The sequence below is a fragment of the Pyxidicoccus sp. M6 genome (genome assembly GCF_055568925.1).
This window is the reverse complement of sequence record NZ_CM145714.1, coordinates 8407926-8434811: the sequence shown is the minus strand read 5'-3', so window position 1 is coordinate 8434811 and position 26886 is coordinate 8407926. Positions and strand designations below refer to the sequence as shown.

The following is a 26886-nucleotide window of genomic DNA, read 5'->3' as shown; positions in this document are numbered from 1 at the left end:
CGCGGGCTTCGCGCATTCTGGGGCCCGGCCTCTCACGCCGCGACGAGCGCCAGCAGGTGCCTCGGGTGGTACACGTCCCAGAGGGGCCCCTTCACCGTGGCGAGCGCCTCCAGCACGCCCTTGCGCCACTCGGCGGGCAGGGCCTCCTCGCCGTGGAAGGCGCCCACCAGCGCGCCGGTAATCGTCGCGTGCGCCTCCGTGTCACCGCCCCGGTGGACGACGTCGAGCAGCGCGGCCTCCGCGCTCGGGGCGTGCAGTAGTTCCCAGAATGCCAGCCTGAAGGCGACGCGCACGGCGTGCGTCGGGCGGTGCAGGTGCAGCTCCGGGCCGTAGAGCCACGGGTCCTCCTGCCGGGCCAGCGTCAGGTCCTCGCGGAGGAAGGCCGAGGCCTGGGCCACCTCCTGGACGTAGTCGGGAGCGGAGCGCCCGAGCGCCGCGCCCGCCACGAGCAGCCCGGACTCGGCGGCGACGAGGAGGTCCTCCGCCTTCAATTCCGCGCCGCTGGTGACGGCGCGCGCAATGGCGGCGTTGAAGGCCGCGCAGGCGAGCTGACAGCGCGGGTCGAAGTGGGTGAGGGCGGAGTCCTCCAGCGAGGCCTGGGTGCGCGCGGCGGTGTCGCCCGCCAGGTACACGCCCAGGGGCGCGGTGCGCGCCAGGCTCCCGGGGTCCGCGGAACGGCGGAAGGCCTTCAGCCACACGCGGCGGCCGGCGCCCAGCGGCACGCCATTCTGGCATTCCTCCAGCACCTCCTTCATCGGCTCGCCGACGTCGAAGGCGTGCGGCTGCCAGGCGCGGTAGCGGCGGAGCGCGTCCGCGGCGTCATAGCGCCTCAAGTCCCTGAGGCTGTGGCCGAGGCAACACGCCAGTTGGACCTCCTCCGTCACCTGGCCCTTGCGCAGCTCGTGCGGCCCCCCGCCCATCAGCTTGAGGTAGGGGCCCTCCGCGCGCGTGGGGAAGGGCACGGCCATGAGGGGACGGTGCGCGGTGGGCACGGACAGGGCGTTGCCGACGGCCAGGCCGAGCAGCGCCCCCCGGCGTCGCTGGGCGAGGAGGGGGTCGGGCCCCTTGGGGGCATTGCGGCGGTTGGGCGGCATTCGACGGGTGGACACTGTAGCAGTGACAGCCGCGAGCATGCTTGCCCGCTCCGGGGCCCTCCTCTAGAAACGGCCGCCTATGACCGAGATTGCTCAGATTCTTGCGCGTGAAGTGCTCGACTCCCGTGGCAACCCCACCGTGGAGGCCGAGGTCCTCCTGACGGGCGGCTCGCGGGGCCGCGCGGCGGTGCCCTCCGGCGCATCCACTGGCGAGCACGAGGCCATTGAACTGCGTGACGGCGAGAAGGGCCGTTACCTGGGCAAGGGCGTGCGCAAGGCCGTCAGGAATGTCATCGACGTGCTGGCCCCGGCCCTGGTGGGCATGGACGCGGCGGACCAGTTCGCCGTGGACCAGAAGATGTTGGAGCTGGACGGCTCGCCCACCAAGGGCAAGCTGGGCGCCAACGCCATCCTCGCGGTGTCCATGGCCTGCGCCCGCGCCGCGGCGGACGCGCACGGCCTGCCCCTGTACCGGTACGTGGGCGGCGCGCAGGCGCGCACCCTGCCGGTGCCGCTGATGAACATCCTCAACGGCGGCGCGCACGCGGACACCCGCGTGGACGTGCAGGAGTTCATGGTGGTGCCCGCGGGCGCCCCGTCCTTCTCCGAGGGCCTGCGCTGGGGCGCGGAGGTGTTCCACGCGCTGAAGAAGATTCTCAAGGGCCGCAAGCTGGCCACCGGCGTGGGTGACGAGGGCGGCTATGCCCCGGACCTGCCGGCCAACGAGGAGGCCCTGAAGCTCATCATGGAGGCCATCGACTCGGCGGGCTTCAAGGCCGGCGAGCAGCTGTTCCTCGCGCTGGACGTGGCGGCCAGCGAGTTCTTCGACAAGGGCTCGAAGAAGTACAAGCTCAAGGGCGAGGGCAAGGAGTTCGACTCGTCCGGGCTGCTCGACTACTACCGTGGCCTGTCCGAGCGCTACCCCATCATCTCCATCGAAGACGGCATGGCGGAGGATGACTGGGATGGCTGGAAGAAGCTCACCGACGCGCTGGGCAACAAGATGCAGTTGGTGGGCGACGACCTCTTCGTCACCAACGTGGAGCGGCTGGCGCGCGGCATCGAGGGCGGCACGGCCAACTCCATCCTGGTGAAGGTGAACCAGATTGGCTCGCTGACGGAGACGTTCGACGCGGTGCGCATGGCGCACAAGGCGGGCTACACGTCCGTGATGAGCCACCGCTCCGGCGAGACGGAGGACACCACCATCGCGGACCTCGCCGTGGCGCTGGACTGCGGGCAGATCAAGACGGGCTCGGCTTCGCGCTCGGACCGCATCGCCAAGTACAACCAGCTCCTGCGCATCGAGCAGGAGCTGGGCGCGGCGGCCCGCTACGCTGGCAAGTCCGTCTTCCGCGCCCTGGCGCAGAAGAAGTAAGCCTGTGAGCGACAAGAAACCGCGCATCCTGGTCTCCAACGACGACGGCTACTTCTCCGAGGGCCTCAAGGCCCTCGTGGACGCCGTGACGCCGCTGGGAGAGGTGTGGGTGGTGGCGCCGGACCGCGAGCAGAGCGCGGCCTCTCACGCCATCTCCCTGCACCGGCCGCTGCGCATCAAGGAGGTGCGCGAGCGGTGGTTCGCCGTGGACGGGACGCCCGCGGACAGCGCTTATCTGGCGATCAACCACCTCCTGAAGGATGCTCGCCCGGCAATCATGGTCTCCGGCATCAACCACGGGGCCAACCTGGCCGAGGACGTCATGTACTCCGGGACGGTGGCGGCGGCGATGGAAGGGGCGCTCCTCGGGGTGCCGGCCATCGCCTTCAGCCTCGTGGCCCGGGGGCAGTTCGACTTCGGCCCGGCGGCCCGCTTCGCGCGCTCATTGGTGGCGAGCGCGCTGGCGCGTCCGCTGCCTCCGAGGATGCTCCTCAACGTGAACATCCCCGGTGGGGTGGAGCCGGACGGCTACGTCGTCACGCGCCAGGGCCGGCACACCTACGGCTACGAGGTGGTGGAGAAGGTCGACCCGCGGGGCCGGAAGTACTACTGGATTGGCGGCAGCGAGTACCAGCACGAGGACATCCCGGGCAGCGACTGCAACGCGGTGCACCTGGACAAGCGCATCTCGGTGACGCCGCTGCACTTCGAGCTGACGGACCACGGGCGGAAGGACGAGCTCGCGGGGTGGAAGCTCGACGGCTACGCGCGGCACGAACCGGACGGTGCCTAGCGTTGCGTGGGTCCGTGTCCAGCCGAGCGGGTGGGGCGCTCCGGGTGCTGCTCGTGGCCGTGCTGTTCGCCGGCTGCGCGGGGCCCCGGGCGGCCGCACCTCCGCCGGACACGGAGTGGATGCCGGTGGGCGACGCGAAGGAGGCGGAGCCCGCCGGCGCGTCTTCCGCGGCGCCGGTGTCCTCGTCCTCGGGGAAGAGCGGGCTGCCATTCGCGCTGAGGTCCGCGCACCCGGAGCCGGAGCTGGTGTCCGTGCGCCACCGCGTGGCGCCGGGCGAGACGATGTACCGCATCGCGAAGACGTACGGCCTCACGGTGGAGGAGCTGGGGGCGGCCAACGGCATCAAGGCGCCGTGGACGCTCGCGGTGGGGCAGGAGCTCACGATTCCGGGCATCGAGCGGAACGCCCCCGCGGAAGAGCACGAGGTGCTGGCCGAGGCGGACCCGGAGCCGGTGCGGACGTCCACCGAGGGGACACCGAGGCGCGGCGTGCCAGTGGTGGCGCGGCGTGAGGAGCCGCCTTCGCGCTCCAGGCCGGCGCCGCGTCCGGGGACGGGCTCGCGTCCCCGGTTGGCGACGCAGGGGATGTTGGACTGGCCGTTGAAGGGCGTGCTGTACGGGCGGTTCGGGAAGAAGGGGAAGGAGCCGCACGACGGCATCGACCTCGCGGCGCCCGCGGGCAGCCCGGTGAAGACGGCGCAGCAGGGCACGGTGCTCTACGCGGGCGAGCAGCGCGGGTACGGCAACATCGTCATCGTGGAGCACTCGAACCAGCTGATTACCCTCTACGCGCACAACCGGGATTTGCGCGTGCGCACGGGGCAGCGGGTGCTGCCGGGGCAGGTGATTGCCACGGTGGGCGAGTCGGGCAAGACGTCCGGGCCGCACCTGCACTTCGAGGTGCGCCTGGACGGCAAGCCGGTGGACCCGCTCGACTACCTCGGGCCGATGCCGTCGTCCTGAGGCGGGGCGGTCGCCTGCTGGGCTGCTCGTCTGACGACACGTGTCCGGTTGCTCCGTGCGGGGCCCGGGTAGGGGTAGAGTCCCGCGCCGTGCCGCGCTCCCTCCCACTGCTTGTTTCCCTGTGCGTCCTCGTGACTTCGGCTGCCCGCGCGCAGACTCCGCCCGCCGAGGGCAGTGCTCCGCCCGCTGCGTCCGTAACGTCTGCTCCCGCGTCGGCCCCCGTGGCTCCTTCCGCGGCGGAGACGCCCACGGCCGCGGTGCAGACGCCCGCGCAGCCCGAGAAGGAGTCCCTCGTCGTCGCGGTGCTGATGCTCGAGTCCAACGAGTCCGCCCGTGACTCCGCGCCCGGCATCACGTCCCTCATCGCCTCGCGCCTCGCCGAGTCTCCCCGCCTGCGCGTCCTCTCGCAGCGCGACATCGAGCTCGTGCTCGACGCCGAGCACCAGCAGCAGCTCCTCGGCATCAAGTCGTGTGACCGCGGCGCGTGCCTCCAGGAACTGTCCTCCATCACCGGCGCCCGCTACATCATCACCGGCCGCCTGGACCGCTTCGGCGACCAGTACCTCCTCACCGCCAGCCTCGTGGACACCCTCGGCGGCCGCAGCCTGGCCAGGCCTCGCGCCGAGGCTCCCGAGGCCGACGTCCTCCTGCGCACCGCCGAGGTCGTCGCCGACGAGCTCCGCGCCGCGCTCGTCAATCCGGAGGAGCCCGGCACGGGCCGTCCGCTGCTCGGAGGGCCCCTGACGGGCGGCGGCGGTCTCCTGCTCGGCCTGCGCATCAACAACAACTTCATCGACAAGCTCTCCACCCTCAACCCGGGCGCCGACCTGGAGGTCGGCTACTGGTTCCATCCCGAGTGGGTGGGCTTCGTGCAGGTGGGCTTCACCTACGTGCACTCCAACACCGAGGGCGCCAAGGGCGGGCTCAACGTCCTCCCCAGCGTCGTGGGCCTCCGCCACTACCACAACGTCGAGAAGCCACTGCGGCCCTACTGGGGCTTCGGCCTCGGCATCCAGCTGTCCTTCGGCGACTTCGGCATCTTCCAGTCCACCGGCCCGCTGCCCACCGTCGTCGGCTTCGCCGGCCTCGAGTACCTCGTCGCCGGCCACGTGGGCTTCCAGATTGAAGCCGGCACCAACGTCGCGCAGGCTGTGATGGGGCTCGCGGATTCGAAGCTCGGCGATGGCCTCAACCTGGACCTCAACGCGGGCATTGCCTACCACTTCTGAGAGTCGGAGCCTCCATGTCGCCGCGCCTGCGCGTCCTGCCCCTGCTCGTCCTGCTCGCCGCCGTCGCGTGTGACGACGGCCCTCCGAGCATCAGCCCCAAGGACCATGCGGAAGGGCTCTACCTCAAGGGCACCGCCGAGTACCTCCAGGGACAATTCGAGTCGTCGCTCGCCTCGTTCGAGGCGATGAAGCAGCTTGCTCCCAACGACCCGCGCCTGCCCGCCGCGCGCGGCGAGGTCTACCTGTCGATGGGCCGCATCAACGAAGCGCTCACCGAGTTCGAGGCGGCCATCAAGCTCGACCCGAAGCGCTCCACCAACTGGAGCCGCCTGGGCTTCATCCAGGCGCAGCTCGGCAAGGTGCCCGAGGCCCAGAGCTCGCTGCGCAAGGCCATCGCGCTGTATCCGAACGACTTCAACGCGCTCGAATCGCTCGGGGAGCTGCACCTCAAGAAGGGCGAGAAGGACGAGGCCGTGCGCCACTTCACGCTCGCCGCCGGTGCCGCTTCGGGGGAGTCGAAGTCCATGCTCGTGATGCGCGCGGTGGACGTGCTGAACCAGCAGGGGAAGAACGACGAGGTGATTACGCTCGCGGACGGCGCGGTGGGGCAGGGCGTGCGCACGACCGAGGTGCTGTCCGCGCTGGGCGACGCGCTCGTGCGCGCGGGCCGGCTCACGGAGGCGCTGGCGGCCTACAAGGACGCCGCGAGCCGCTCGCGCACGGACCCCACGCTCTGGGAGCTGGTGGGGGAAATCCACCTGCGCATGGACAAGCCCGGGGACGCCATCTCCGCGTACAAGGAGTCGCTCAAAATCAAGGACCGCGCCGTGGTGCACGTGGCGCTCGCGCGCATCCACCTCGCCATGCAGGACCGCGCGGGCGCGATGGATGAGCTGAACGCGGCGCTGGAGTCCGTGTCCGGCAAGGACCTGCGTGAAATGCGCGAGCTGGCCGACCTGCTCGCGCAGCTGGACCGCAAGCCGGACGCGCTGAAGATTCTCGCCAGCCTCAGCGGGGAGCAGGAGAACGTGAAGGACACCGGGCTGCAGCTCACCACGGCCCGGCTGGCGAAGGAGTTGAAGGACGCCGCCGTGCAGCAGGCCGCGTGTGCCCGCGTCACCGCGGCCGATGCCGGAGTGAAGAAGTGCCCGTGAGCCGGACCTCCGGGCGCTTGATGAAGCAATCCGGCGCGCGGCCTCTTACAACACAGTGCCCGCGCTCCCCGACGAGGGACGGGTGTCGGCCCGAATGACCACGCCCTCTGGAGAACACCTGTGAAGTCCTCGAATCCGAGACGCGGCCTCGCTCGCGCGGCGAAGTGGACGGGAGCGCTCGTGGCCCTCTCGCTGGCCGGCACGCTCGTCAGCGCCTGGCCCGCCTTCGGTGGCCGTGCGGAAGGCGCGCGCCTCACGCGGATGCAGCGCTCACCGCAGTGGCAGGACGGCCACTTCGAGAACCCGCAGCCGCTCTTCAACGACTGGTCCCGCTCGCTCACGTCGATGTTCAACGCGAGCCCCGTCTCGAGCCCCACCGAGCTTCCACTCCCCACCGTCACCGGCGACCGCCACCGGTGGGAGACGCCCCCGGCCACCGGCCTGCGCGTCACGTGGTTCGGGCACTCGTCCACCCTCATCGAGATTGACGGCGCCCGCGTGCTCACGGACCCCATCTGGAGCGACAGGGCCTCGCCGCTGACCTGGGCCGGCCCGAAGCGGTGGTACGCGCCGCCCGTCGCGCTGACGGAGCTGCCCAAGGTCGACGCCGTGGTCATCTCCCATGACCACTACGACCACCTGGACCACCGCACCCTCGTGGCCATGAAGGACTGGGACACCACCTTCATCGTCCCGCTCGGCGTCGGCGCGCACCTGGAAGCCTGGGGTGTGCCCCTCGCGCGCATCGTCGAGCTCGACTGGTGGGAGCGCACGCAGGTCGCCGGCCTCGACATCGTCTGCACGCCGTCGCGTCACGCCTCGGGCCGCACCGGCATCGACAAGGACGCCACGCTGTGGGCCGGCTTCGCGCTGCTCGGCCCCAAGCACCGCGCGTACTACTCCGGGGACACGGGCCTCTTCCCCGCCATGAAGGACATCGGCGCCAGGCTCGGGCCCTTCGACGTCACGCTGATTGAAGTCGGCCAGTACCACAGCGCCTGGCCGGACTGGCACATCGGCCCCGAGCAGGCGGTGCTCGCCCACCAGCAGCTCCGGGGGCGTGTGCTCCTGCCCGTGCACTGGGGCCTCTTCAGCCTCGCGCCCCACGGCTGGACGGAGCCCATGGAGCGCGTGCTCGCGGCCGCCTCGAAGTCCCATCAGCGCGTGCTCATGCCCCGGCCCGGGCAGAGCGTCGAGCCGGAGTCGCCCCCGGCCCTCTCACCCTGGTGGCCCCAGCTCCCGTGGCATACCGCGGAGCAGGACCCCATCGTCTCCACGAAGCTGGACGGGCCGACTTAAGCGCGCCCGCCCTGCAGCTTGCGGTACACGCCCACCACCTGGCCCAGAATCATCGTGGAGCGGAACTCCGCGCGGCTCACGTAGATGGGCTGCATGGTGGCGTTCGCCGGCTGGAACCGGATGCGCTCTCCCTCCGGGTAGTAGCGCTTCACCGTGGCCTCGTCCTCGATGAGGGCCACCACGATGTCCCCGGGCTGCGCCGCCGGCGTCTTCTTCACGAAGAGGTAGTCCCCGTCGTGGATGCCGTCGTCAATCATCGACTGCCCCTTCACGCGCAGGGCGAAGACCTCGCGGCCATTCACCCCGCCCAGCAGGAAGCTGTCGATCTTGACCGAGTCCTCCATGTTCTCCTGCGCGAGCAGGGGAGCGCCGGCGGCCACCTTGCCCAGGAGGGGCACCTCCACCATGCCCGCTTCCTTCTTGGCCCCCAGGCCCAGCGCCAGCCGCGCCCGCTTGGTGGGCACCAGCGAGCGGCTCTGCTGCTCGCCGCGGTTGAGGTAGCCCTTGCGCTCCAGGGCCTTCAGGTGGTCGTTCACGCCGTTGGTCGAGCGGATGTCCATCTGCTCGCCGATTTCGCGGATGGTCGGCGGGAAGCCCCGCGTCTCCGTCTCCTTGACGATGAAGGCGAGAATCTCGCGCTGGCGTTCCGTGAGCTCTTCCATGCGCACCCTCCCTCGGCTGTCGTCCTGCCAGGGGCACGGACGTCCAGGCAACAGGCTTTCAGTATCCACTCTCCCTGAACATACGTGTAGAGTCAATGCGTTCGGTGTCCCCCCGCGCACCCAGCGTGCGTGCTGAACAGTCGCCTTTCTCACAACTTGAGGCAGGTTGACGATCTTTGCGTACAATTCCGCCCGCCGTGTCCGAGCCCCGCCACACGCTGTTGTTCGTCGATGACGAGGCCGACGTCCTGGACATCCTCACGCGGATGTTCCAGCGCCGGTACCGCGTCCTGACCGCGTCGAACGGCGCGGCGGCCCTCGACATCCTTCGGAAGGAAACGGTGGACGTGCTCGTCACGGACCAGCGTATGCCGGAGATGTCGGGCATCGAGCTGGTCGCCACCGCGCGTGCGGAGGGCATTGACGTCACCACGCTGCTGCTCACCGGGTACACGGACCCGGAGGACATCATCGCGGCCATCAACAAGGGCCAGGTGTACCGGTACATCACCAAGCCCTGGGACGTGAACGACCTCGTCATCACCGTGAAGAACGCGGTCGAGTTCACGCAGCTGCGGCGCGACAAGGAGCGGCTCATCCGCCAGCTCCACCAGCGCGTGGAGGCCCTCTTCGTCCTCTACGAGGTGAGCCGCGCGTCCGCCAACGACCCGGCCAGCTACGACAACATCATCGACCGGGTGCTCATCGCCGTCGCGCGCGTGCTGCCGTACGACTGCGGCGCGGCGCTCATCGCCCCGGACTCGTCGCGCAACGTCACGCTGCGGCTGCGCTGCCATGGCACGGTGGGGGAGAAGGCGCTCTTGGGCGTGAAGGAGTCCATGCTCGGCGCGTACCGCAAGAGCAGCGGGCTGCCGCTCCCCGAGGACCGCGTCATCACCCGCGTGGCCGGCACGACGACGCCGGACGCGGGCGCCACCACCGTCTACCCCAGCCAGCTCACGGTGAATCTCGTGGCCGGCGGGCGGCCGGTGGGCATGCTGTCCCTCTTCAGCCAGCGGCCGGACGCCTTCACCGAGGACGACGGCGTGCTGCTGGACGTCCTGGCCAACCAGACGGCGGACGCCATCCAGTCCCTGCGCTCGGCGGAGGAAGAGGCCCGCCACCGCATGGAGCGGATGGTGGAGTCCATGGCCGACGGCGTGGTCCTCACCGACGAGAAGAACGACATCGTGGTGATGAACCCCGCCGCGCGCCGGCTGCTCCAGGCGGAGGACGACCCGGAGTCGCACACCACGCGGATGATGGAGGAGCGGCTGGGCTTCCAGCCCTTCCACCTGGTGCGCGGCTGGGAGTACAGCGGCAACCAGGTGCTGCGCGAGGAGGTGAAGCTCTTCGACCGGCACGTGCAGGTGACGGTGACGCCGGTGAGCGACGCGCGCGGCACGCTGCGCGGCGTCTGCGTGGTGCTGCGCGACATCACCGAGCAGAAGCGCCTGGAGGAGCGCAAGGACGAGTTCGTCTCCATGGTGAGCCACGAGCTGCGCACGCCGCTCACGTCCATCTCCGGCGCGCTGGACCTCGTGCTCAACTTCATGGCCGGCGACATCAACGAGCGGCAGCGCCGCTACCTGTCGCTGGCGAAGGACTCCACCGAGAAGCTCAACTCCATCGTCGACGACCTGCTGGACCTGTCGAAGTTCGCCAAGGGCCGGCTGCGGATGAACTTCGAGGTGGCGTACCTCGACGAGCTCATCCAGCGCGTGGTGGAGAAGTACCAGCCGGCCTTCGGCGAGAAGCGCATCCTGGTGAGGTCGGTCCTCCCGCGGCACCCGCTGCGGGCCATCGCGGACCCCAACCGGCTCAACCAGGTCCTCAACAACCTGCTCAACAACGCGGTGAAGTTCACCCCCGAGGGCGGCGAAGTGCGTGTGGAGCTCCACGCCACCTCCAGCCTGCCGGGCTACATGGTGATTTCCTGCTGGAACAGCGGCGACCCCATCGCCGAGGAGAGCCTGGAGCGCATCTTCGACCGCTTCGAGCAGGCGCGCACCAAGGCCAACCGCACCGTACGCGGCACGGGCCTGGGCCTCGCCATCTGCCGCAACATCGTGGAGGCCCACGGCGGCCGCATCTGGTGCGAGCCCTGCTCGGACGGCGTGCGCTTCATGGCGGTGCTGCCCACCGAGCCGCCGCCCGAGCTGCGCCAGGCGGAAGACTCCGAGGAGAGCGTGGTGTCGCAGCCGCGCCGCAAGGAGAGCCGGGGCCGGGTGCTGGTCATCGAGGGCGAGCCCGAGGTGGGCTACATCGCCAAGGCCCTGATGATGGGGCGCGGCTACGACGTGCGGCTGGCCTTCAACGCCGAGGAGGGCATCGCTTCCGCGCGCAGCTACCACCCGGACATGCTGCTCGTCTCCGTGCGGCTGCCGGACGTGGACGGCCTGCGGCTGGCGGAAATCCTCCGGCATGACCCGGAGACGCGCCGCGCGCCGCTGCTCGTCACCTCCGCCTTCGACGAGCGCCAGCGCGCCTTCCGCGCCGGGGCGGACGCCTTCCTCGTGCGCCCGCTGGCGCCGGACAAGCTGCTGGCCACGGTGGACTCGCTGGTGCGCGGCCGCGCGGGCCCGGCCCACGGGCGCGTGCTGGTGGTGGACGACGACGTGAAGATTGCCGCCATCTGCCGCGAGGTGCTGGAGAACATCGGCTTCGACGTGGCGACGGCGGGCTCCATCGAAGAGGGGCGCCGCTCCCTGCGCGAGCGCCGGCCGGACGTCGTCCTGCTGGACGTGACGCTGCCGGACGGCGACGGCTTCGTCTTCCTGGAGGAAATCAAGGCCGAGCGCGCCAGCGGCCACATCTCCGTCATCTTCATCTCCGCCCGCGCGGAGACGTCTTCGAAGGTCCGCGCCCTCAAGCTGGGCGGCGACGACTACCTCACCAAGCCCTTCGACGCGCTGGAGCTGGGCGCGCGCGTGGAGAGCGTGATGCGGCGCAAGGAGCAGGAGCTGTCCGCGTCGCCCACCACGCAGCTCCCGGGCTCCACGGCGATTGAGCGCGAGGTGCAGCGCCGGCTGGTGGCGCGGAGGCCCTTCGCCTTCTGCTACCTCGACCTGGACAACCTCAAGGCCTACAACGACTACTACGGCTTCGCGAAGGCGGACGGCGTGGTGCGGCAGACGGGTGACTTGATGCGCGAAATCTTCGCGCAGGAGGGCGCGCCCGGAGACTTCCTCGGCCACGTGGCGGGGGACGACTTCGTGTTCATCACCTCGACGGAGTCGGTGGACCGCATCTGCCAGAAGGCGATTGAGACCTTCGACCGCATCATCCCGCTCTACTACGACCGGCAGGACAGGGAGCGCGGGCACATCGAGGCGGAGGACCGCTTCGGCGAGAAGCGGCGCTTCCCCATCATGAGCGTGTCCGTGGTGGCGGTGATGACGGACGGCACGCAGGACCACGCCGAGCTGGCACGGCGCGCGGCGGACATGAAGAAGCGGGCCAAGGCGATTGCCGGCTCCGTCTTCCTCCGCAGTGACCGGGAGCGGGTGGTACGCTCCGTGGCCGGATGAGGCTCTACCAGCAACTCGTCCTCTTCATGCTCGCCGCGACGGTGCTTCCCCTCGCCGCGGTGGGCTTCCTGTTGCTTTCGCGCGCCGAGGCCGAGCTCGCGGCCAGTATCGACGCCGCGCAGCGCGCCCAGGCCAGTGCCACCGCGGAGGCGGTGGGCTCCTCGCTGATGGAGGTGGTGGACGCGCTGGCCCGCTCCGCGGAGCTGTTCGACTGGCAGTCCGCCACCGACGCGGAGACGGCGGGCGGGCTGCGCCTCTTGTACGGCCAGTCCCCGGCGGTGAGCGCGGTGCTGAAGCTGGACGCGGACGGCCATCCGGTGGGCACGCCCGTCTTCCGGACGCAGGCGATGGACGGACACCCGGCCTTCCACACCGAGGGGCTGGAGCGGCTGGTGAAGTCGGTGCCGGTGCAGCCGCTGCGCGGCGGTGGCAAGGGGCAGGCGGCGCTGGGCATCGCGTACGCGCACGGTGACGAGGGACAGTCGGCGGTGGCCGTGGCGGTGAAGCTGGCGGAAGGCGAGGGCTCGCCCTACGCGCTGGCGGAGGTGGTCTTCACCCCGCTGGAGACGGTGCTGCGGCGCCGCGCGGCCGGAGGCCTGGGCCACATCCACCTCGTGGACGAGGACCGGCGCGTGCTGGCCAGCTCGGACCCGGAGAAGCGGATGAAGGTGCTGGCGCCGGAGCTCGTCGCGCACCTCGTCACGCCCGCCGCGCCGCTGCCGGACGCCGTGCGCAGCTTCCGCATGGAGGCTCCGGCCCGGCGGGTGAGCGTGGCGCGCGTGCCACAGGGCCTGCGCTTCGACGTGGTGGTGGAGGTGGACGAGGCCACCGCGCTGGCGCCGGTGCGCGCCATGCGGCGCACGGTGCTGCTCTCCATCGGCGGGACCTTCCTGGTGCTGCTCGGGCTGGGCGCCCTCTTCACCCGCCGCCTCAACCGCCGGCTGTCGGAGGTGGTGGAAGGCGCCGAGGCCTACGGGCGCGGCGAGCTGGACAAGCGCGTGCCGGTGCGCGGCCAGGACGAGCTGAGCGAGCTGGCCACCACCTTCAACCGCATGGGCGAGGAGCTGGAGTCGGCCCGCGCGAAGCTGCTGCGGTGGAACGATGACCTGCGCGCCCGCGTGGACGAGGCCACGGCGGACCTGAAGGCCGCGCAGGCCCAGTTGCTGGAGGCGCAGAAGCTGGCCGCGGTGGGGCAGCTCGGCGCGGGCGTGGCGCACGAAATCAACAACCCGCTGGCTGGCATCCTCGGCAACGTGCAGTTGCTCATGCTGGACCGCAACGCGGGTGACCCGGACCTGGGCACGCTGCAGAAAATCGAGCAGAGCGCCAAGCGCTGCAAGGAAATCACCCAGAACCTGCTGCGCTTCTCCCAGCAGCGCGAGCGCGCGGAGCTGCGGCCCGTGGACCTGAACGCGGTGGTGCGCGACGCGCTCAGCCTCACGGAGCACCAGACGCGCAGCGAGGGCATCACCCTCGTCACGGAATTGAAACAGGGACTGAGCCGCGTGCGCGCGGACCCCGGACACCTGTCCCAGGTGGTGCTGGCGCTCCTGTCCAACGCGCGCACGGCGATGCTGAAGACGCCCATCAGGCGCCTCACCCTGCGCACCGGCGAGCGCGACGGCCGGCCCTTCCTGGAGGTGGAGGACACGGGCAAGGGCATCGCCGCCCACATCCGCCCTCGCATCTTCGAGCCCTTCTTCACCACCAAGGACGTGTGGTCCAACGTGGGGCTGGGCCTCAGTGTCGCGTGGCGGGTGGTGACGGAGGCACATGGCACCATCGACGTGCGCTCGGAAGCCGGGCAGGGTGCCTGTTTCACCGTGACGCTGCCGAAGGCGTGAGGGCCCCGCGCGGGCTGTGATAGCAAGGGAGGCGGCCCATGACCCAGCCCCACCCACCCCGACGCCAGACGTCCTTCTTCGTCGGCCTCGTGCTGATCCTCGCGGCGCTGCCGGTGGGGTGGTTCATCTTCCTGCGTGAGCCGCCACCGCCGCCCGCGCCTCCGCCGCCGCCCGTCGTCGTGACGGCGCCAGCCGAGAAGAAGCCGCTGAAGCTGGAGATTACCGAGGTGACGGGCACCGTGGAGGTGCTGGGCGCGGACGGCACGTGGCACCCGGCGACGGTGGGCACGGCGCTGCGGCAGAACGAGAAGGTGCGCACCCAGGACGGCTCGTACGCGATGCTCGTCGGCGGCGAGGCCATCGAAGTGCGCATGGACCCGGGCACCGAAATCTCCGCCGAGCAGCTCACGGAGTCGGTGTCCCGCATCCTCCTCGGCAACGGTATGGCGACGGCCGTCGTGCGCCGCGGCCAGCGCCACACCTTCGAGGTGAAGGCGGCCAACGCGGACGCGGTGGCGAAGCTGGAGCAGGCGGGTGCCTTCACCATGAGCAACAACGGCAAGGGCACCGTGGCGGTGGGCACGCGCGAGGGCGAGGTGACGCTGCTCGGCCAGGGCAAGGTCGTCATCGTCCGCGCCGGCCAGCAGTCCGTCATCCGCCCCGGCCAGGCGCCTTCCGAGCCCGCGCAGGTGCCCAGCAGCCTCCTGCTCAAGGTGGACTGGCCGGTGGACCGCACCCGGCGCGAGCGCGAGCTCGTCGTGCGCGGCCAGACGGACCCCGGCAGCCGCGTGGAGGTGGACGGCGTCACCGTGACGCCCGACGCCCAGGGTCACTTCGAGCGCAAGGTGGCCCTGCGCGAGGGCCGCAACACGGTGGATGTCCGCGCCGTTGGAGTGGGGCGTATTGAACAGAGGGACAAGCAGGACGTTGTTGTCGACACGACGCCGCCACCCCTGAAAACGGACACCCAGGACATCTGGAATCAAGCAAACAACGATTCCCGGTAGAGGGCCGTGCGGGCAGGCGGGCGGGCGCCTTGACCCTCGGCAAGAGCGCTCTCTAGACTCACCGGCAGTCGTTCCTGTTCAAGGGCAATCCAGGGCGAAAGTCCTGGTGCGCAAAGCCGCGGGGCCTGAAGTCCGGCCGGCCGTGACCGCCGTGGGAAGCCAGTACCGGATATGCCGGGTCCACTGTGCCTTGTGCAGGCGTGGGTCGTTGTCTCGGTCTCTCCGGGAGGTCGTTTCCGATGCTGCGGACACTGGCCCTGGTTTCCTCGCTGCTCCCCGCCGCGCTCGCACCCTGTCTCGCCCTGGCGCAGATGGAGGCGCGCCCCGTCTCCGGCACCTCGAAGGTCGTCAACAGCGGGCCCGGAGACCAGACGGACCCACATGTCAGCGGCGCGCTCGTCGCGTACACGAGCGAGGTCCGCGGCACGAGCGAGATTCGCTACCACGACCTGGTCACGGACGAGGACGCGGCCATCCCCAACAACGGCGCGTTCGACTTCGTGTCGGACGTGAGCGGCGACACGGTGGTGTTCACCCGCGTCAGCACCTCCAGCGCCATCTTCACCTTCTCGGTGGGCACGGACGCGGCGCCGGTGGAACTGGCACCCGAGGCGGGCAGCAGCCGCCGCGCCGCGGTCATTGGTGGACGCACCGTGGCGTGGCAGGACTTCGGCTACACCGGAAACACGCTGCAGGCGGAGATTGCCGCCTTCGACCTGAACACGAGCACGCTCACCCGCCTCTCGAATGACACGCTGCAGGACCGCACGCCCGCGGTGGCACCGGACGGGAAGACGGTGGTCTGGGCCAAGTGCGACGCGCAGGGCCTGAACTGCGACATCTGGGAGGCGCGGTGGAACGGCGCGGGCTTCACCACGGACGCGCTCACCGGCGCCGAGGGCGAGGAGTCGCAGCCGGACACCAACGGCGAGGTGGTGGTCTACGCCAGCACGCGCACGGTGGATGGCGTGACGGACCGGGACATCTACTGGAAGCCAGTGGGCGGCGGCGCGGAGCAGCGGTTGGCGCTGCCGGGCATGGACGCCAACCCGAGCGTCAGCGGCTCGCTGGTGGCCTTCGAGCGCAGGGCGCCGGAGAAGAGCGACTTCGACATCGTGCTCTACGACTTGAAGACGCAGACGCTCTACCAGCTGACGAGCGGGACGGAGAACGAGAACCTCAACGACTTGAGCGTGGCCGCGGACGGCACGGTGCGCGTGGTGTGGACGGCGCCCTCCAACGGCGACTTCAACGTGCACTCATTCACCTTCAAGCTGCAGCCGCGGTGCCGGCCGATTGAAGAGGTGGACCGGCTCCCCATCGACGTCTGCTACTCGCCGCAGGACTGGCTGCTGCTGACCACGATGGACCTGACGCGGACCACGGGCGCGCCCAACGGCGCCGAGCAGGCCTTCACCGGCTCGGGCGTGGGTGTCATCTGCGTGGAGAACGGCTTCAACGGCACGCCGGCCTCGTCCGGCTGGGTGTGGCTCAACGGGCACGTGAAGGTGACGCCCGACCAGTTCAGTCCCAACGAAACCCTCATCGCCAAGGGCATGGTGATGGCCACCGACGGCAACAACACGCTGACCTCGCTGATCTCCGGAAACCCGGGAAGCGGGTTCCGCGTCCGCGTCTACGGAATGCCGCCCGTCTGCGAGTCGGAGTCGTCGGCCACGGTGTCATCCATGACCTTCACCGGGGACGACGGCGCGGTGGGTGGCGCGGGGCCGATTCCCGGCGGCTGCAGCGCGGGCGGTGGCTCGCTGGCGCTGGTGGGGCTGATGCTGACGGCGGTGTGGCTGATGGCCCCCCGGCGGGCGGTGGTGGTGGTGCGGCGGAAGGAACTTCGGCGCGGAGGCCGCGCCCTGTAGAGTGGGAGCTGCCTGAACCGGTTCCTCCACTCAGCACTGCTGCTGATTCTGTGCGCCCCGGCCTGGGCGGACACGCTCGAGATACTCGGGCCCTCGTCCGCCGTGGCGCCGGATGGCTTCGCCGTGGCGGTGGTGCGCAAGGACGCGTCGGGCGCGCCGGTGCCGTTGGTGGCTCCGTCGGTGGTGGCCGAGGGCGCGGAATTGCGCGACGGCCCGGAGCAGCCGCCGCTGCGCACCTTCGTGGTGGTGCCGCGGCCGGGCGCACGTGACGTGGTGGTGCGTGCGCGGGTGGAAGGGCTGGAGGCGCAGGCGCGCTACGTCGTGGGCCCGCCGGCGACGGAGGTGCGGCTGGCGCTGGAGCCTGCCGCGCCGGTGAAGGGCAGGGACAAGGAGGCTGTGCTCACGGTGCGCATGCAGCGCCCGGACGGCTCCGTGGATGACAGCGGCGCGCCGCCGGTGGTGCGCGCGAGCATCGGCCGGGTGGAGGGCCTGGAGCGGACCGGGCCGGGGACGTACCGGGCGCGGTACGTGCTGCCGGACACGCGCTACCCGGAGGTGGCCATCCTGGTGGCGTTCTCCGCGTGGCCGCATCCGCAGTCCATCCAGGGCGCGTATGGGCGCGTGCTGGTTCCGCTCGCGGCGTCGGTGACGCTGCCGGGCACGACGGAGCCGGACGCGCAGATTTCCATCGACATCGCGGGCACGTCGTTCGGCCCGGTGGCGGCGGGGCCGGATGGGCGCTTCCGCCTGCCCATCATCGTCCCGCCGGGGCACCGGATGGGACAGGGCCGCGTGGTGGACCGCGTGGGCAACGTGCGGCGCATGCCCATCGACCTGATGCTGCCGCCCACGGACGGGCTCGCGTGCGTGCTCCAGCCGCAGCGGCTGCCGGCGGATGGGACGTCTCGGGCGCGGCTGGTGTGCGCGACGAGCGACCCGCTGGGCAAGCCGGTGGAGGATGCACGCGTGACGGCGCAGGCGCGGCACGGGACGTTGACGGGGCCGGTGCGCGCGGAGGGTGGCCTGCTGGAATGGCGCTACACCGCGCCCCGTGCGCTGGCCGACGACGAGCGCATCACCGCCGCGTGGCCCCAGCGTGGCACGGGCTCGCGTGAGGAGTTGTCGCTGCAGTTGGTGCAGGGGCCGGTGGCCGAGGTGGGCATGTCCGTGGCCGAGGCGCTGGTCCACCATGGCTCGCAGACAGGCGTGCAGGTGACGGCGCGAGATGCGTTCGGCCGGCCCCGGCCCGGCGCGGTGGTGGAGCCTCGGGCTCCGGTGGGGAGCTTCTCTCCGCCGGTGGAGTCTCCGCCGGGGACGTTCACCAGCACGTGGACGCCGGCGCCGACAGGTGACGCGGAGGAGGTAGCGGTGGGCGTGCGCGCGTGGGGCCCCGCGGGGAGCGAGCCCGCGCGCATCTCCGTGTGGCGAGAGGGCGGTGCGCTGCACGCGGGCGTCTCGGACCTGGCGGGCCTGCCCGTGCCGTCGCAGTCGCTGCGCGTGGATGGGCACGAGGTGGTGACGGGCGCGGACGGCACGGTGCGGCTGGGGCCGCCGAAGCCCGGCACGCTGCAGGTGACGCATGGGGTATGGCCGGGGCTGGCGCGGACAGTCTATGTGCTCGGAGAGGACGGGCCGGTGTTTCCGCTGGACGGGCCGCTCGTGCCGCCCGCCGTGTCGCAGGTCGTGAAGCTGGCGCCTGAAGTCCCCGTGAATGTGAGGCTGAAGGTGGAAGGCACCCGCGTGACGTACTGGGTGGAGGACTCGCGCGGGCAGGTGCTGGAGGGACGCAAGGTGTACGTGTCGCTGTCCGGCGGCGAGCGCGTGGATGAGGAGGTCCACGACGGGCGCACGTCCTTCACCGTGCGGGCCTCGAGACCGGTGGGAGTCTCCGTGGCGGACGTGAGCACGGGCGTGACGGCACTGGCCGAGGTGCGGCCATGAGGCTCGGGGCGCTGCTGCTCGCGGCCGTGCTGCTCGTGCCCGTCGTGTCGGCGGCGCAGACGCTGTCGTCCGATACGGCGTCGTTGGCCTCCACCATCGCCGGGCGTGTCTGCCGCGACGTGAATGGTGACGGGCTGTGCGGCACGGACGAGCCGGGCCTGCCGGACGTGAGGCTCGTCCTGACCACTGGCCGCGAGGTGCGCACGGACGCCCACGGCCGCTATCACCTCAACGGTGTGGACTCCCGCGCGCCGGACGCGACGGGTGGACTGCACCTGCGCCCGGGTCGTCATCGGCTCAGGGTGGACCCGCGCTCACTGCCGGCCGCGAGCCGCGTGAGCCCGGAGGCCGCCACGGTGGAGGTGCCGTGGGGCGCCGTCGTCCTCCAGGACTTCGCCGTGCGCGGCGTGGCCACGCTGGCGGCGCCGCTGGCACTCTCCTACGAGTCCGCGCCGCCAGTGGCGGAGCTCGTCGCGGGCGAAGGCGCCGTGCGTTTCCGCGTGGCCGGCAATGCGGCACCGGGAGACCGCGTCACCGTCTCGGGCATCGGGGCGGCGGTGGATGCGCATGGCGCGTGGAGCGCGCTCGTCCCGCTGGTGGTGGGAGAGAACACGCTGGCGATTACCGCCACCGCTCCGGACGGCGCGGTGCGACTGTTCCGCCAGCGCGTGGACGTGGTGCGCCGCGGTGATGGCTGGCTGGTGGCACCGCGTCCGATGGAGCCCGCGGGCTCGCTCCAGCTTCCGGCCGGGCGCGACGAGCAGACGGCCAGCGGCACCACCAAGTTGCGCGTGGCGGCCCCGGAGGGCACGCGCGTGCGCACGCCGAAGGGCGAGACGGTGGTGGGGCCGGAAGGCAGCGTGGAGGTGCCGGTGGCCCTGGAGCCGGGCCGCAACGCGGTGCCGCTCCACCTGGAGATACCGGGCCAGCCGCCGCGCGACGAGACGCTGGAGATTGACGCCGCCGCGAGGCCCTTCGCGGTGGGCCTCCTCGACGTGGAGGCCACCTGGGCGCCCGGCGATGGCGACGTGCAGTTGCGCGGCCGGGGTTCCGCGCACGCCGAGCTGCGCCTGTCCGACGTGGAGCTCGTCGGCGAGCTGGACCTGCGCGACACCGACGGCCGCACGCTGCACGGCGCCGACCTGCCGGACTGGTTCCGCGTGCGCCTGCCCGAGCGCTTCGAGCGCGTGCCGGACATCGACCTCACGCCCGTGGAGTGGGGCGATGACTCGGTGTCGCTCACGCCGAATGCTCCGGAGGGACGCCTGCGGCTGGAGGCCCGCCATCCGGATTACGGCCGCGCCGGCCTGGGCTCGTACCGCGCCCTCGTGCAGGACAGCGAGGTGGGCCGCTACCACCGGCCCCTCTTCGGCCCCTACGCGGAGCTGAAGACGAAGCCCCAGCCGGACTCGACGGCGCGAGCGGGCGTGGACGTCTTCGGCGGAAGCCTCACCGACCCGAGCCGCATGCTCACGGCGGTGCCTGCGCACGAGGAGCTGCGCGCCACCGGCGGCAGCCTCTACTACCTCGGCGCGGTGTCCATCTCGGAGGGCTCCGAGCTGGTGCGCCTGGAGATTCGCGATGGCGTCACCGGCCTTCCGCTGGCGGAGCGCCACCTGGTGCGCGGGCGCGACTACGACATCGACTACTTCTCTGGCCGCATCCTCCTGTCCCGGCCGCTGTCCTTCATCGCGGGTGAGTCCTGGCTGCGCACGGGCTCGCCCACCGAGGCCCCCGAGCCGGTGCTGGTGGTGGACTACGCGGCGCTGCGCACGGCGGACGCCAACGACACGGCCGGCGCCGAGGTCTGGGGTGAGTGGCACGGCGCGCGGCTCGGCCTCTCGGCGGTGCGCGAGGGACGCGAGGGCAAGCCGTACACGCTCTACTCCGGCCGCGCGCGAGCGGCCGTGGGCGCGTACTCGCTGACGGCGGAGGTGGCGTCCAGCCGGGGCACGGCGGTGGAGTCCAGCCTCTTCGGCGTCTCGGACGACGGCGGCCTCAGCTTCCTGCGCCCCGCGGCGGGGCTCGGCACGGAGGGCGAGGCGCTGGGCCTGCGCGTGCGCGGTCCGGCGCTGGACGGCGGCACCGTGGACGCGGCCTTCCGCATGCGCGCGAAGGGCTTCTCGGACGGCGCGCACACGGAAGCGGCCCTGTTCCGGCAGACGTCGCTGCGCGTGCGCCAGCCGGTGGGCCGCCGCGTGAGCCTGACGCTGCTCGCGGACGAGCGCCGCTCGGCCGACCCTCGCGAGCCCTTCGTGGACTCGCCCTTCACCGCGCGGACGGTGGGCGCGGGCGTGGGCTACGAGGAGGCGCTGTGGAGCGCGCGGCTGGAGGTGCGTGACTCGCGGCTGGGCGCGGCGGAGGTGGCGGGGGAGGGGCCGGCCCTCTTCGGCGGGCGCACCTCCGCGGGTGTGGCGGGCACCTGGCGTCCCTTCGCGGGCGTGGAATTGAGCGCGGCGCACCGGCAGATGCTCGCGCTGCACGGCGAGGGGCCGGGCCGCTTCGACGACACCTTCACCTCGGCGGGTGTCGAGGTGGACGTGGTGAAGGACACGCGGGTGGGCGTGCACGGCGGCTGGGGTCCGGAGCTGGGCCCGCGCGCGTGGGCCGACGTGGAGTCGCGCAGCGGGCAGGACGTGTACTACGGCGGCTACTCGGTGGACGTGGACGGGCCGGACTTCGGCGCGGGCCGTACGCTGACGGGCGCGCGCACCGAGCTGCCGGACAGCGGCACCGCGCTCTTCGTCGAAGACGTGGGCGCGCATGACACCAACGCCGTGCGGCTGGCGCGCGCGGTGGGACTCCAGCAGCGGGTGACGGGCGGCTTCAGCGTGGGCGCGCGCTACGAGCGCGGCGTGCGCAGCCTGCTCGACGTGGAGGCTCCGCTGGAGCGCGACGCGGCCGGCGTCTTCGGCCAGCTCGTGCTGGAGCGCGTGCGCCTCGAAGGCCGGCTGGAGCTGCGCCACGAGGACGGCATCCCGGAGCGGGGTGCCCGCACGCCGGTGGACCGGTTGCAGACGGTGGTGGCGCTCGCCGCGCAGGCGGAGCTGCGCGAGGACGTGACGGCCTCCGGCCGCGTGGACTTCGCCCGCACCGAGAACCTGGGCGCGCTGGAGTCGAGATTCGTCGAGGGCTACGCGGCGGTGGCGTGGCGCCCGGGGCCGTGGCTCGTCATGGCGCGTTATGGCCTCACCCGCGAGCTGCTGCCCGGAGCTCGCGCCGCGTTCGGCGACCGGGCGCTGCAAATCTTCTCGCTGCTGCCGGCCGTCAAGCTGGGAGACCGACTCTCCGTGGCGGCGGGCCTGCACGCGGGGCGCTCCCGCCTCGCGGACTCCGTGCGCTGGGTGTGGACGGGTACCGTGAGGCCGGCAGTCCGGGTGGTGGGAGGTCTGGAAGTGGGCGCCGAGCTCGCCCGACGTACCGCTTCGCTCGAGGGTGAGAAGCTGACCGCCGTGAGGGCGGAGGTGGCATACCGGGTGGACGAGCGTTTGCGTCTCGCCGCCGGGTACACACTCCTGGGCTTCAGCGGTTTGGGGCTGACCGACGACCCGTCGGACAATCAGGACCGGCTCTACCTGCGAGCCGAAGTGGCCTACTAGGAGCACGCCGTGCGCGCCGCCTTCGTCATCCTACTCAGCCTGGGTATGGCCGCGGTGGCCTCCGCTTCGGTGGAGCGCCCCGACCCGGACGTGCCGGGCAGCCCCAACTTCGTGGACGTCTGGAAGCCGGGCGTCTTCTCGGTGTCCACGACGAACACGGTGGAGCTCTGGGAGCAGGGCGCCGCGGGGCCCTGGGCCTTCTCCGACACGGACGTGCGTGGCACCTTCCTGTCCCCGTCCGGCTGCTTTGCCGCCGTGAAGCAGGGCGGCTCCGTGGTCAGCATCGGCAACTGCCTGCCGCCCGGGAACATCGTTCCAGGCAACTGGTTGACGCCCCTGGTGCAGCGGGTGCGCTTCACGCCCTCCGGAACGGGCTATGCCGGCGTCAGGCCCGAAACCACCGAGTCCATGCTGCTGACCACGCTCCCGGACGATGCGCGCAAGACGCCGTGGAGCCAGCTGATCGCCACCACCCGCGACTCGTTCCTGCCCACGCCCGTGATGGCGGTGACGGAGACGGATGGAGGCGTGCCCCACGCCTTGTTCCATGTCGTCTCGCCGAGCACGAAGTTCCTCTGGTTCCGGGGCCGTGACTTCATGGGGGAGGTGGACGTTCCCGCCGGCCAGCAGGGGGAGCCCATCTGGACGGTGGACCTCATCGTCGCGGACGGGCCGGACCCCATCGCCTTCTACGGAGGCAACGCCGGGCTCTTCCGGGGACGGCTGACACCGCCGACGGGGACCGGGCCCCTCCTCCCGTTCTCACCCGTGACGATTCTCGATGCCGGGAGCCCGGTGCACATCGTCTCCGTGGATGTGAACACCGGCCAGGGCAGTGTGCATGGCGAGGGCTACGGCATGGCGGTGGGCGTGGACGACAGCGGCAATGTCGTGCTGCTGGGAACGGTGCCCGCGGACAGCGTGGCCGATGCCGGCACGCTCTGGCGCGTCAATCCGAAGGTCGACACCTCGTTTCCGGACCCCATCGAGGTGGGCTGTGTGGACTCCACCTTCTGCGCCGTCATCCTGAATGCCTTCGGCGGGTTGTCTGGAAACCTCCTGCTCTATACCAACGAGAATGCGCCCCGCTTCGTGTCGGGGACCCAGCCGCTGGTGCTCGGCGAGGGGAGTGGCCCCGTCCAGTCCCGCGTCACCGCGACGGACGACGACGGGGACGCGGTGCGCGTCTCGGTGGACTCGTCCGCGGCCGCCGGCCTGCTGGGCGTCAGCGCCACGTTGCAGCCGGACACGTTGGACCTGCGCATCACTCCGCTGACCGACGTCTGCAAGGACGAGACGCGGGTGCTCGACGTGTTCGCCTCGGATGGCCTGGGGAGCCATGACCAGACCGTGGGCGTGAGTGTCACCGTCGCCAACGTGCGCGGCCCCGAGGCGCCGGGCGTGACGCCCGCGAATGACGTGACTGTCGCGGGCGGAGCTTCGAGAGTCTTCACGGCCTCGCCGCCCGGAACCGGTCTATGCCCGACGGTGGGCTACACGTGGAAGTCCGCGACGACGGGCCAGCCCGCGCTCGTTTCAGGCGCCAACAGGACGGCGACCTTCACGCCTCCGGACTTCCTGTGTGTCCCGCAGGGCGCTCGCTACACGTACACCGTGCAGGGCCTGGACGAGGGCGGACTGGAGTCGACGCCCACGAGCTTCACGGTGGACGTGGCGCCGTGGGGCAGGCCGCTGGCGCCGTTCAGCGCGGGCGCGGTCAAGATGCTGGCATCGGGGCCGGACTCGGGAGTCGACCTGACGCCCGAGGCGCCGCAGCACCCGTGCACCGGCACGCCGGGCCTGCCCACGGTGGCGACAGTGTGGCGGCTGAGCGACTCCAGCGCGGGCGTGCCCGTGGGCTTCACGGTGAAGGACGCGGACGGTAGCACCGTCACGCTGACGTCCTCCGTGACGAGCCCCCAGCTCCGGGTGGAGGCGGCCGCGTGTACGCGCGACAGTCTCTCCCTCACCGCCTTCAATCGCATCCAGACCGACGCCGGTGGCGTGCAGGACGGCCCGGAGGCCACGGTCCGCGTGGACGCGGTGCCGGCGCCGGAGGACATCACCGCCGCCCAGCTCTCACTCACCGCGGTGCCCGCGGGTCCGAGGCAGGTGGATGTCCAGCTCGGCACGTCGGTGCTGTGCCCGAATGAGTATGACCTGAAGGCGCGGATGTCCCTGCGAGACTTGGACGGAGGCACCCTGGCCGACGCGGTGGTGGACGTCCCGGGAAGCTGGGCGGCTCCACTGCCGGCGGCGTGCTCGGCCCAGACCTACGTCGTCCGGGGCGAGCTCTTCGACGAGAGCACCGGCACGCCGCGCAACGGCGGCACGGCGCAGACGCAGGTGTCCGCTCCCGCGCTCCCGGTCGAGCTGGGCGCGGTGCAGGGCGACGCGCTGGTGGCCCGCTGCGGCGAGAGCGCGACGGCCACGCTGACGCAGACGATTCCCGCCGACGCGTGCCAGGCGGCGGACCTCACCTGGAAGCAGGTGAGCGGGCCTGTGCTCGCGCAGCCGGAGCTGGGCGGGGCGCAGGTGACGATTGCCACGCGCGACACGGGCTTCGAGGGGCTGGTGGGCGAGTCCGTCGTGCTGAGCGTCACCGCCGACGCGGGCGGCGGCAACAGCGCGACGACGGAGCACTCGGTGCCCATCACCGTGGCGCCCTTCGTCGAGGTGGCGCACGAATCGGAGTCGCCCACGGGCTCGGAGAACAGCCTGGTGGGCGTGGTGGTGAAGCTGCGCAACACCTCGGAGTGCCGGGTGGGAAGTCTGCGCCACGTGGAGCGGGTGGACGGCGTGGACTGGGTGCCCGGCAGCGTGACGGTGGATGGCCAGCCCGTGGTGGAGCAGCCGGTGGAAGGTGGCTTCGCGGTGGACGGAATCTCCCTGCCGGCCAGCGGCGCGAGCACGCTCACCTACGTGACACGGCCCCGGCTGTTGACCTCGGCGAGCTTGGAGGGCGCGGTGTTCCTCAACGGAGTGCAGGTGTCGGGTGTGATTCCGCCGCCCGCCACCTCCTCGGGCTGTGGATGCTCGGGCTCCGGCGCGGGCTCGGCCGTGTTCGAACTGCTGGCGCTGGCGCGGCTGCTGCGCCGCCGTCGGGACGTCACGGCGGGCGCCGAAGCTGCCTAGAGTCCGAAGGTGATGCGGTGGCGGCGGCTCGGTGCCTCGGGCCGCTCCTCCAGCACGCCGAGCAGCTCCAGCCCGCGTAGCGTGGCCAGGGCCTGGCGCTCGGACAAGTCCGTGAGGGCCAGCAGGTCCTCCACCGTCTTGCTGCCATCCGCGTACGCGAGCAGCAGCGCCTGCGGCCCCTGCAGCTTCAACTCGTGCAGGCCATACGGCGGGTCGGCGGTGGGGAACAGCCGGCGCGACAGCGGCATGCGCTGGCGCAGGGCCACCAGCGTCTCCGTCTTCTCCACGCCCTCCAGCACGAGGTCGCCGGGGAACACGGACAGCTTCACCAGGTCCGCGCGCTGCGGCCGCATGGCGCTGAAGCCGTACTGGCCCTCCGTCCACGTGAAGGTGGACCAGAGGATTTCCTTCACCTGCTCCTCCAGGAGCTGCCGGCGCCGCTCGGCGTCCATGAGGCCCAGGCGCAGCATGGCCTCACCGGTGCGCAGGCCATGCTCCTTCGCGTACGCGGCCACCTCCGCGAGGCGGGACTCGGACAGCACACCCCGGCGGACGCTGAAGCGGCCGAAGCGCTCGTGCGCGAGGTTGGAGGCGGCGTAGACGATGCGTCCGGCCTCGAAGTAGACGACCTTGAGGACGGAGCCCTGCTTGAGCTTCAGCTCACCGTGGTGGCGGGCCTCGTAATACGCGTTGAGCAGCCGCGCGACGGACGTGTCCTTCAGCTCACCCGCGAGCGTCCACTCCGGCAGCTTGCCGCGCGGCGAGGCGGACGGAGACGCGGTGGCGCTCCACACCTTCTCGCGCCGCTGGAAGGGCAGGGGGAGGGCGTGCTCTCCGTCATCGGACTGGGGCAGGGCCTCGGTCTCCGACACGTCGTGCAGGGAGGCGGCGCCGTCCTCCGACTCCGGGGACAACTCCTCCAGGACGATGAGGTCCGCGTCGTCGAGGAGCTCGTCGGACGCCGAGGTATCCGCCTCCTCCACGGGCGGCGGAGCGCGGGGCGCAGGGGCGATTCCGCCGGCTTCCTCCAGCGCGTCCATGACGGCATTCAGCTCGAAGGGCTTGGCGAAGAAGGCGCGGGCGCCGTGGACCTGCACGGCCTCCTGGGCGAAGCGGTCCCCCTTGTAGACGCCGCTGACGGCGATGGAGGGGATGCCGTGGGCACGAAGGGCCGCGAGCACCTCGCTGCCTCGGATGTCGGGCAACAGCAGGTCCACGAGGGCGACGTCCCACTTCGAGCCGGGGCCGAGCGCCTCCAGGGCGGCCTCGCCGGTATAGGCCGCCCTGGCCTCGTGGCCGCGCCCCTGGGCCGCCGCGACGATGAGGGAGGCCAGCTCGTGGTTGTCTTCGACGATGAGCAGTCGCGCCATGGACGCGCAGACCAT

Annotated in this window: 16 protein-coding genes; 13 read left to right on the top strand and 3 right to left on the bottom strand. The window is 71.5% G+C overall.

Annotation, left to right across the window (positions count from 1 at the left end):
* Positions 1-32: 32 nt before the first annotated feature.
* Positions 33-1094: an ADP-ribosylglycohydrolase family protein gene (locus tag ACVTJA_RS33035; protein WP_465825556.1), complete on the bottom strand. Its 1062-nt coding sequence runs from the start codon at positions 1092-1094 to the stop codon at positions 33-35.
* A 79-nt stretch (positions 1095-1173) separates the two neighbouring features.
* On the opposite strand from ACVTJA_RS33035, the gene eno reads away from it, so the two are divergent.
* From eno to ACVTJA_RS33005, 6 genes are all read left to right on the top strand, one after another.
* On the top strand, positions 1174-2472 hold the full coding sequence (gene eno, locus ACVTJA_RS33030; protein WP_465825555.1) for a phosphopyruvate hydratase: 1299 nt from the start codon (positions 1174-1176) through the stop codon (positions 2470-2472).
* A 4-nt stretch (positions 2473-2476) separates the two neighbouring features.
* Positions 2477-3265 (top strand): 5'/3'-nucleotidase SurE, encoded by a 789-nt coding sequence (gene surE, locus ACVTJA_RS33025; RefSeq protein ID WP_465825554.1) that lies wholly within the window; start codon positions 2477-2479, stop codon positions 3263-3265.
* Positions 3266-3267: 2 nt separating this feature from the next.
* Entirely contained in the window at positions 3268-4227 is a 960-nt protein-coding gene (locus tag ACVTJA_RS33020; RefSeq protein WP_465825553.1) for a LysM peptidoglycan-binding domain-containing M23 family metallopeptidase, read from the top strand.
* A gap of 221 nt (positions 4228-4448) precedes the next feature.
* The gene (locus ACVTJA_RS33015) at positions 4449-5456 is read left to right on the top strand and encodes a hypothetical protein (protein WP_465825552.1); all 1008 of its coding nucleotides are present in this window, start codon (positions 4449-4451) and stop codon (positions 5454-5456) included.
* A gap of 14 nt (positions 5457-5470) precedes the next feature.
* A complete protein-coding gene (locus ACVTJA_RS33010) occupies positions 5471-6610 on the top strand; it encodes a tetratricopeptide repeat protein (RefSeq protein ID WP_465825551.1) in 1140 nt (379 codons plus the stop codon).
* Positions 6611-6730: 120 nt separating this feature from the next.
* The gene (locus tag ACVTJA_RS33005; protein WP_465825550.1) at positions 6731-7909 is read left to right on the top strand and encodes an MBL fold metallo-hydrolase; all 1179 of its coding nucleotides are present in this window, start codon (positions 6731-6733) and stop codon (positions 7907-7909) included.
* Here the strand turns inward: ACVTJA_RS33005 and lexA are convergent.
* Positions 7906-8571 carry a transcriptional repressor LexA gene (gene lexA, locus ACVTJA_RS33000; RefSeq protein WP_465825549.1) on the bottom strand — a complete coding sequence of 222 codons (666 nt, stop codon included), beginning with the start codon at positions 8569-8571 and terminating at the stop codon, positions 7906-7908. The genes ACVTJA_RS33005 and lexA overlap by 4 nt on opposite strands.
* Positions 8572-8768: 197 nt before the next feature.
* On the opposite strand from lexA, the gene ACVTJA_RS32995 reads away from it, so the two are divergent.
* The 7 genes from ACVTJA_RS32995 (at position 8769) to ACVTJA_RS32965 (ending at position 25501) form a co-directional block, all read left to right on the top strand.
* Positions 8769-12101, top strand: coding sequence for a response regulator (locus tag ACVTJA_RS32995; protein ID WP_465825548.1), 3333 nt, complete (start codon positions 8769-8771; stop codon positions 12099-12101).
* The gene (locus tag ACVTJA_RS32990; protein ID WP_465825547.1) at positions 12098-13945 is read left to right on the top strand and encodes a sensor histidine kinase; all 1848 of its coding nucleotides are present in this window, start codon (positions 12098-12100) and stop codon (positions 13943-13945) included. The genes ACVTJA_RS32995 and ACVTJA_RS32990 overlap by 4 nt, the downstream gene beginning before the upstream one ends.
* A gap of 38 nt (positions 13946-13983) precedes the next feature.
* Positions 13984-14952, top strand: coding sequence for a hypothetical protein (locus tag ACVTJA_RS32985; RefSeq protein ID WP_465825546.1), 969 nt, complete (start codon positions 13984-13986; stop codon positions 14950-14952).
* A 239-nt stretch (positions 14953-15191) separates the two neighbouring features.
* Positions 15192-16826, top strand: a complete 1635-nt coding sequence (locus tag ACVTJA_RS32980; protein ID WP_465825545.1) for a TolB family protein — start codon at positions 15192-15194, stop codon at positions 16824-16826.
* Positions 16827-16865: 39 nt separating this feature from the next.
* Complete coding sequence (locus ACVTJA_RS32975) at positions 16866-18767, top strand: hypothetical protein (RefSeq protein ID WP_465840567.1); 1902 nt, start codon at positions 16866-16868, stop codon at positions 18765-18767.
* Entirely contained in the window at positions 18764-22366 is a 3603-nt protein-coding gene (locus ACVTJA_RS32970; protein WP_465825544.1) for a flagellar motor protein, read from the top strand. Before ACVTJA_RS32975 ends, ACVTJA_RS32970 begins: the two co-directional genes overlap by 4 nt.
* 9 nt (positions 22367-22375) lie before the next feature.
* Entirely contained in the window at positions 22376-25501 is a 3126-nt protein-coding gene (locus tag ACVTJA_RS32965) for an MYXO-CTERM sorting domain-containing protein (protein ID WP_465825543.1), read from the top strand.
* Here ACVTJA_RS32965 and ACVTJA_RS32960 read toward each other — a convergent pair.
* Positions 25498-26886 carry a DUF4388 domain-containing protein gene (locus ACVTJA_RS32960; protein WP_465825542.1) on the bottom strand — a complete coding sequence of 463 codons (1389 nt, stop codon included), beginning with the start codon at positions 26884-26886 and terminating at the stop codon, positions 25498-25500. The genes ACVTJA_RS32965 and ACVTJA_RS32960 overlap by 4 nt on opposite strands.

What these genes read in the sequence shown, in the direction of transcription:
- lexA (WP_465825549.1), bottom strand. Translation starts at nt 8,571, where the DNA reads ATGGAAGAGCTCACGGAACGCCAGCGCGAGATTCTCGCCTTCATCGTC.
- ACVTJA_RS33035 (WP_465825556.1), bottom strand. Translation starts at nt 1,094, where the DNA reads ATGCCGCCCAACCGCCGCAATGCCCCCAAGGGGCCCGACCCCCTCCTC.
- ACVTJA_RS33010 (WP_465825551.1), top strand. Translation starts at nt 5,471, where the DNA reads ATGTCGCCGCGCCTGCGCGTCCTGCCCCTGCTCGTCCTGCTCGCCGCC.
- ACVTJA_RS32985 (WP_465825546.1), top strand. Translation starts at nt 13,984, where the DNA reads ATGACCCAGCCCCACCCACCCCGACGCCAGACGTCCTTCTTCGTCGGC.
- ACVTJA_RS32980 (WP_465825545.1), top strand. Translation starts at nt 15,192, where the DNA reads ATGCTGCGGACACTGGCCCTGGTTTCCTCGCTGCTCCCCGCCGCGCTC.
- ACVTJA_RS32990 (WP_465825547.1), top strand. Translation starts at nt 12,098, where the DNA reads ATGAGGCTCTACCAGCAACTCGTCCTCTTCATGCTCGCCGCGACGGTG.
- eno (WP_465825555.1), top strand. Translation starts at nt 1,174, where the DNA reads ATGACCGAGATTGCTCAGATTCTTGCGCGTGAAGTGCTCGACTCCCGT.
- ACVTJA_RS32970 (WP_465825544.1), top strand. Translation starts at nt 18,764, where the DNA reads ATGAGGCTCGGGGCGCTGCTGCTCGCGGCCGTGCTGCTCGTGCCCGTC.
- ACVTJA_RS32960 (WP_465825542.1), bottom strand. Translation starts at nt 26,886, where the DNA reads ATGGTCTGCGCGTCCATGGCGCGACTGCTCATCGTCGAAGACAACCAC.